General features: G+C 36.7%; 6 protein-coding genes and 1 tRNA gene. 6 read left to right on the top strand and 1 reads right to left on the bottom strand.

What is annotated here, in order from left to right:
* Positions 1-20: 20 nt before the first annotated feature.
* From G3O09_RS18780 to tsaD, 6 genes are all read left to right on the top strand, one after another.
* Positions 21-96: transfer RNA gene (locus tag G3O09_RS18780), tRNA-Asp, on the top strand.
* Positions 97-759: 663 nt separating this feature from the next.
* Positions 760-1857 (top strand): GerAB/ArcD/ProY family transporter, encoded by a 1098-nt coding sequence (locus G3O09_RS18775; RefSeq protein ID WP_163102978.1) that lies wholly within the window; start codon positions 760-762, stop codon positions 1855-1857.
* Between the two features lie 419 nt (positions 1858-2276).
* Positions 2277-2729 carry a tRNA (adenosine(37)-N6)-threonylcarbamoyltransferase complex ATPase subunit type 1 TsaE gene (tsaE, locus tag G3O09_RS18770; RefSeq protein WP_163102977.1) on the top strand — a complete coding sequence of 151 codons (453 nt, stop codon included), beginning with the start codon at positions 2277-2279 and terminating at the stop codon, positions 2727-2729.
* Positions 2729-3421, top strand: a complete 693-nt coding sequence (gene tsaB, locus G3O09_RS18765) for a tRNA (adenosine(37)-N6)-threonylcarbamoyltransferase complex dimerization subunit type 1 TsaB (RefSeq protein ID WP_163102976.1) — start codon at positions 2729-2731, stop codon at positions 3419-3421. The genes tsaE and tsaB overlap by 1 nt, the downstream gene beginning before the upstream one ends.
* A 22-nt stretch (positions 3422-3443) precedes the next feature.
* Complete coding sequence (rimI, locus tag G3O09_RS18760; RefSeq protein WP_163102975.1) at positions 3444-3896, top strand: ribosomal protein S18-alanine N-acetyltransferase; 453 nt, start codon at positions 3444-3446, stop codon at positions 3894-3896.
* The gene (tsaD, locus tag G3O09_RS18755) at positions 3893-4906 is read left to right on the top strand and encodes a tRNA (adenosine(37)-N6)-threonylcarbamoyltransferase complex transferase subunit TsaD (protein ID WP_163102974.1); all 1014 of its coding nucleotides are present in this window, start codon (positions 3893-3895) and stop codon (positions 4904-4906) included. Before rimI ends, tsaD begins: the two co-directional genes overlap by 4 nt.
* 299 nt (positions 4907-5205) lie before the next feature.
* Here the strand turns inward: tsaD and G3O09_RS18750 are convergent, their stop codons facing one another.
* Positions 5206-7119 carry an ABC-F family ATP-binding cassette domain-containing protein gene (locus G3O09_RS18750; RefSeq protein ID WP_163102973.1) on the bottom strand — a complete coding sequence of 638 codons (1914 nt, stop codon included), beginning with the start codon at positions 7117-7119 and terminating at the stop codon, positions 5206-5208.
* Positions 7120-7223 lie beyond the last annotated feature (104 nt).

Below are 7223 nucleotides of genomic sequence, written 5' to 3'. Positions count from 1 at the left end.
TCCTGTCCCCGCAACCAAATGGTTCCGTGGTGTAGCGGTTAACATGCCTGCCTGTCACGCAGGAGATCGCGGGTTCGATTCCCGTCGGGACCGCCATTTATATATTTTTTAACTCGTAAGACGAAACCGATGTTTCGGCTTTTTTTTGTTTAGGAAACTATAAAATTCTGGATTTGTGGATAACTGTTCGTATCATCTTTGGGAGAGCTGTTATGAGTAAACAAAAGAGTGGAGTTATTAAACGAATTTTAAAGGATCGTTTTGACGGATATTGGAAGATTGTTGAACAATGCTTAGGGTGAAAAAAATTCCAAGTAAATAATCTTCACTTGGGACGTGATTTAAGTCGCGTTAGCGATTTGTTCATTAAAACCCCGCTGTTATCATTCGCTAAACGAAAAATACCCTGTAAAAAATCTCAAGTTTAACACAAACCTCAAAAATTTTTCAAGAAGCGTATCAATTATCCTTTGTAAGGAAAAATTAACTAAAAATAACTATATCTTACGTTCGAAATAGAAGCAGATGATTCGCCTCAAAGAGTTATTGCAAAATTTACTCTAAAAAGAGCAATGACTAGGTGATTGATATGTGGAAAACTATTTCCTTTACTTATCCGATATTACAATTATTATTCAAGGTATAATCGCTTTTATCGTTCCATTTGGAATATCAAGTGTATTTAAATAGATTCATTCATTACAGAAAGAATGATAAGGTTTCAATTTGGAATATCGGATTGAAAGGAAATGTTTAATCATGAATTCCCGTCCAATAGATCGCATAAGTACCACTCAAGCAACTGTTTTCATCATCAATTATGTACTTGGTGTAGGTATCTTGACTTTACCAAGAACTGTATCTGAAAAGGTGAAAACACCAGATGTATGGATTTCGGTTATTCTTGGTGGCTTGATACCAATCGTAATTGCGTTAATCATGGTTAAATTATGTGAAAGATTTCCTAATAAAACGATCTATCAATTTAGCCAAGAGATTATTGGAAAATGGCTGGGTTCGATTCTTAGCGGTCTTATAATAGTCTTATTTCTTATTTCTTCTGGTTATCAGGTTCGAGTGATGGCAGATACGATAGGGCCATATCTTCTTCAAGGAACACCTTCTTGGGCCATTATAATGCCATTCTTATGGATAGGATTATATTTAATTTTTGGAGGTATTAATGCTATAGCACGCATGCTAGAGATTATTTTTCCAATTACGGTTATTTATTTTCTAGTTATAATGTTTTTAGGCTTTAAAACATTTGAAATTGACCATTTAAGACCTGTATTAGGGATGGGGATTATGCCAGTTCTTAAAGGTATAACGGCCACAGTTTTTTCCTATAGTGGATATGAAATCATTTTAGTGATTTATATGTTTATGCAAGAACAGCATAAAGCGAAGAAAGTTGTATTAATCGGTATTTTGATTCCTATAATTTTTTATACAGTAACTGTAGTAATGGTAGTAGGAGGATTATCAATAGAGGGTGCGGTGCTCCAAACATGGCCGGTTATCACATATTTTAGAAGCTTTGAGATTACTGGACTTATTTTTGAGCGCTTTGATTCACTACTAATAGCAATTTGGATTATGCAAATATTTACATCCTTTATTATTAGTTATTATGCAGCCTCTTTAGGATTAGCTCAGCTTTTTCGAAAAAATATTCGCCTGTTTTATTGGGCGGTGATACCCATTATTTTTATTGTGGCGATGATACCAGAAAATATTAATGCCTTATTCACATTAGGGGATTGGATGGGGAAATTTGTACCTTCTATACTGGCTATAACTTCTACATTGCTTTTAGTCATCTCAATAGTGAGGGGAAAGCATGAGAAAACATAACTGGAAAGTTTTTTGTAAACGTACAATATAAGAAACAAAGAGAAGACGCCCCACTTGGCGTCTTCTTATGTTATTCTCAGTAATTATAAAGGGCTCTAAAATATTTGTTTTGGTGTAGACACTCTTTAAAAGGCATAAAAAAGGCGTAATTTCCCTTATTAGTAGCACTCTGATTAAGCCAAAATTTAAGATATTATCGAAACCACTGAGTTTATTACCGAAACGGGCTAGAATATTACCGAAATCCTTAAATTATTACCGAACGGCCAAAGGATATTACCATTCTGGAAAAATGAAGCCCAAACATTACCTTATTTACATTACGTATTGTAATGCTTCATTTGTTTCCAAGTTGGAAAAAAGGTACACTACATTTAGAGAATAATTTAACTTCTATTTAGGATAATTAGGTGAAAAACATGAATACATTTGTTTATCAGTCTACGAGTTCGGATGATACGTTCCATTTAGCGGAAAAATTGGGTTCAGTTGTACAGGCTGGTACCGTTATTACGTTAGAAGGAGACTTGGGGGCAGGTAAGACTACATTTACAAAAGGTTTAGCTAAAGGTCTTGGAATTCATCGTAATGTGAACAGCCCTACTTTTACTATTATCAAGGAATATATGGGAAGAATGCCCTTATATCATATGGATGTATATCGAATTGAGGATGATTCAGAGGATTTAGGATTTGAAGAGTATTTTGAAGGAGAGGGTGTCACGGTTGTTGAGTGGGCACATCTCATTTCAGATCACTTGCCAAATGAAAGGCTCGCCATTTCCATTTTCCATGTAGCAAATAATGAAAGAAGAATTGAGTTCCAGCCATTTGGAATATCATATGAAAAGCTGTGCAAGGAGATTTTTTAATGAAAGTACTAGCTATAGATACATCGAATTACGTACTTGGGATAGCATTATTAGATGGTAACACTTTAATTGGGGAATATATTACTAACTTGAAAAAGAATCATTCAGTTCGAGCAATGCCAGCAATTCAGCAATTGATGAAAGAATGTGATGTGGAACCCAAGGATTTAGGGAAAATCATTGTCGCGAATGGTCCTGGTTCGTATACAGGGGTTCGGATAGGAGTGACTATTGCCAAAACATTGGCGTGGACACTAGGAATACCAATTGTAGGGGTTTCTAGCTTAGAGGTTATTGCTGCCAATGGAAGATATTTCAATGGGTATATCAGTCCACTGTTTGACGGTAGAAGAGGTCAAATTTATACAGGTCTTTACGAATTTGAGGATGGTAGACTACAACATGTAATTCCAGATGGAATCTTACAATCATCTGAATGGGCGGAAAGCATGCTTACCAAGGGCAAGCCTATACTTTTCATTGGAAATGATCTACCACTTCATCGTGAAATCATTGAAGGAATAATGAAAGAACGTGCTGTTTTCGCCAGTGAATCAATGTTTAACCCTAGGCCAGGTGAACTTGCTTACTTAGGTTTGGCAAAGGAACCAATCGACGTGCATTCTTTTGTTCCGAATTATGTTCGTATGGCTGAAGCTGAAACCAATTGGCTCAAGCAACAGAAAAAGTAAGAGATTTTGATTGGGAGAAACCATGGAAAACAAAATGATTATTCGACTTATGACGGATCGAGATTTAGAAGATGTATTAGAACTGGAACATCAGTCTTTTACATTGCCTTGGAGCAAAGAAGCATTTTATAATGAGCTGCATCATAATCAACATGCAATATATGTAGTAATTGAAGACAAGGGCAAAATCGTGGGTTATTGCGGAACATGGCTGATTATTGATGAAGCTCATATCACTAATATCGCAATCCTCCCATCCTATCGAGGAAGAGGTTTAGGTGAGAAACTATTAACACACATGATGAATGTTACTAGATCACGAAATGTAGTAACCATGACTTTGGAGGTAAGGGTGAGCAATCTTGTAGCGCAGTCCTTATACGAGAAGCTTGGATTTAAAAAAGGTGGTATCCGAAAAAATTATTATTCCGATAATGGGGAGGATGCTATCGTAATGTGGGTGAATTTTCAATGAAAGATCAAATTATTGTTGGAATAGAAACGTCATGCGATGAAACTGCAGTAGCTGTAGTGAAAAATGGAAGAGAAATCCTATCAAATGTGGTGGCGTCTCAGATTGAAAGTCATAAACGTTTTGGTGGGGTAGTACCTGAGATTGCTTCAAGACATCATGTAGAACAAATGACCATGGTCCTTGAAGAAGCGTTGATACAAGCAGAAATCCAATATAAAGACATTGATGCAATTGCAGTCACTGAAGGTCCAGGATTAGTAGGTGCCCTTTTGATTGGAGTCAATGCAGCTAAAGCAATTTCTTTTGCACACAACATTCCTTTGGTAGGTGCCCATCATATAGCTGGTCATATTTATGCCAACCGTTTATTAACAGAGTTTTCTTTCCCACTATTATCACTTGTAGTGTCGGGTGGCCATACTGAGTTAGTTTATATGGAAGAGCACGGGGTATTCAAAGTTTTGGGGGAAACTAGGGATGACGCCGCTGGGGAAGCTTATGATAAAGTGGCACGCACTCTAAGTTTACCATATCCAGGAGGCCCTCACATTGATCGACTTGCACACGAAGGTAAGCCCGTCATTGATTTGCCACGTGCATGGTTGGAGGAAGGATCGTATGATTTTAGTTTTAGTGGATTAAAATCGGCTGTAATCAATACATTACATAATGCGGAGCAACGTGGAGAAATCATTTCTCCTCAAGATCTTGCTGCTAGTTTTCAACAAAGTGTAATTGATGTATTGGTAACAAAAACGGTGCGAGCTGCCAATGAATTAAAGGTCTCACAAGTCTTGTTGGCTGGTGGTGTAGCAGCGAATAAGGGTTTAAGATCTGCTTTAGAGAAGGCATTTAATGAATTCGAAGATATTCAATTGGTGATTCCGCCTTTGGCGCTTTGTACAGATAATGCGGCTATGATTGCTGCAGCTGGAAGTATCCTTTTTGAAAAAGGAAAAAGGGGTGGCATGGATATGAATGCCCATCCAGGGTTAGATTTAGAGGCTTAAATAACATAACAAAATACTGGCCGAACATGTAATTCGGCCAGTATTTTGTTATGTTGATATTCATTATACTCTTCTTTTTTTGCATTTTGCCTCGACAATTTACGAGCTTTTTCATACTTATCCAGCTGATATCCACAAAGATATACACAATTAGACAGTTGATTTTCAATCGTTTTAAAGCTTTTTCCACATTATCCACAAAAGTTATCCTACTTTTCCACAGAAAATGGTCCTTATCCACAAAAAAAAGACTGACAAACATTTGTCAGCCATACTTATTAACAGATATACAGGTAGATTTAATGTTCGAGTAATTCCCATTCTTCCATAAGTGATTCTAATTCAATGTTGGCATTTTCAAGTTGTTGATTAAGGTCTAATACTTTTTTATGATCTTGAAAAATATCAGGGTCGCATAGCTGGGCATTGAGTGATGCTATCTCTGCCTCTAGCAATTCCATTTTATTTTCAATCTCTTCAAGACGTCTAATCCTTTGTCTTTCAACTTTTTTCGCTTCTTTATCTAGCTGGTAATTGGATTTATCATCTACCTTTACAATTTCAACTTTATTAAGAGATTCAAGCATTTCCAGCTCTGCCTGTTCTTGTTTTTTCTCTAAATAGTAATCATAGTCACCAAGGAACTCTTCTGCACCTGATTGTGACAGTTCAAAAACCTTTGTAGCAATTCGATTGATGAAATATCGATCATGAGATACAAATAGCAAGGTACCTGGGTAATCAATCAAGGCATTTTCTAGAACGATCTTACTATCTAAGTCTAGATGGTTGGTAGGCTCATCTAGGATAAGGAAATTCGCTTTTTGCATCATGAGCTTCGCAAGGGCAAGTCTAGCTTTTTCTCCACCAGATAAAGAGGAAACTGTTTTTAACACATCGTCACCTGAAAAAAGGAAATTTCCTAAAACTGTCCGTATCTCTTTTTCATTCTTTAGTGGATAATCATCCCATAATTCATTTAAGACACGTTTGTTAGAAACTAGATTTGCTTGTTCTTGATCATAATAGCCTACCTGTACATTCGTACCGAAATTATAGCTTCCATGGAATGAAGGGAGTCTTCCTATCAATGTTTTTAAAAGAGTAGACTTCCCAACACCGTTAGGCCCAACGAGGGCAATGCTTTCTCCTTTTGTAATCCTCATTGAAATGTTAGAGGATACTGGCTGATCATACCCAATCGAGAGATCTTTACTATTTAATACTTCATTTCCACTTTGCTTTTCAATCTGAAATGAGAAATTAGCGGATTTTTCATCCCCTAATGGCCTGTCCATCACGTTCATTCTTTCAAGTTGCTTCCTTCTACTTTGAGCCCGTTTAGTGGTGGAGGCTCTGGCAATGTTACGTTGTACAAAATCCTTCAGTTTCTCAATCTCGTCTTGTTGTTTTTCGAATTGTTTCATGTCCCGTTCAAAATCTTCCGCTTTTCGAATCAGGTATCCACTATAATTTCCATAATATTTTTTAATGGATTGTCTGGATATTTCATAAACCTGGTTTACAACCTTGTCCATGAAGTATCGATCATGGGAAACAATGAGAACAGCACCGTCATACCCTTGAAGATATTGCTCCAACCAGGTTAAGGTTTCGATGTCCAAGTGGTTGGTAGGCTCGTCCAGAATAAGTATATCTGGTTTGGTCAAAAGCAACTTAGCTAAAGCGAGTCTCGTTTTTTGTCCACCACTGAGTGTGGATATAAGAGTATCCGGACTGAAAGTGGAGAACTGTAATCCATGTAGGACAGAACGGATATCTGATTCATATTGATACCCGCCAATTTCTTTAAAACGAATTTGTAAGTGATCATATTCTTTGATAATTTTTTGATAAACTTCTTCATTGTCAAAAATATCAGGGTTTGACATTGTTTCTTCCAATGAACGAAGTTTTTTTTCCATTTCAATTACAGTTTGAAAGACAGTCAACATTTCCGCCCAAATGGAAAGACTAGACTCTAGGCCGGTATTTTGAGCCAAATAACCAATCGTTACATCTTTTGGCTTAATGATTTCCCCACCATCATGTGATAGTTGTCCTGCTATGATTTTTAGGAGAGTGGACTTTCCAGCACCGTTTCGGCCCACTAAGCCGACCCGGTCTTTATTTTGTATTTCAAGTTTTATATTAGACAAAACCATTTCTGCCCCATAATATTTTGAAAGTTGGTTCACTTGTAACAAAATCATTATTTTTCACCTCAATTTACATAATGTAAGTGTAAACGATTGTTGAAGCAAAGAGCAATACAGCCGTCTTATGAATTAGAAAACAATGCATGCACACAAATCGA

Origin of the sequence: Peribacillus alkalitolerans, assembly GCF_010882125.1 — a bacterium.
Taxonomy (GTDB): Bacteria; Bacillota; Bacilli; order Bacillales; family DSM-1321; genus Bacillus_BN; species Bacillus_BN alkalitolerans.
The sequence above is the reverse complement of the archived record's forward strand: the minus strand, read 5'-3'. Positions and strand labels throughout refer to the sequence as shown.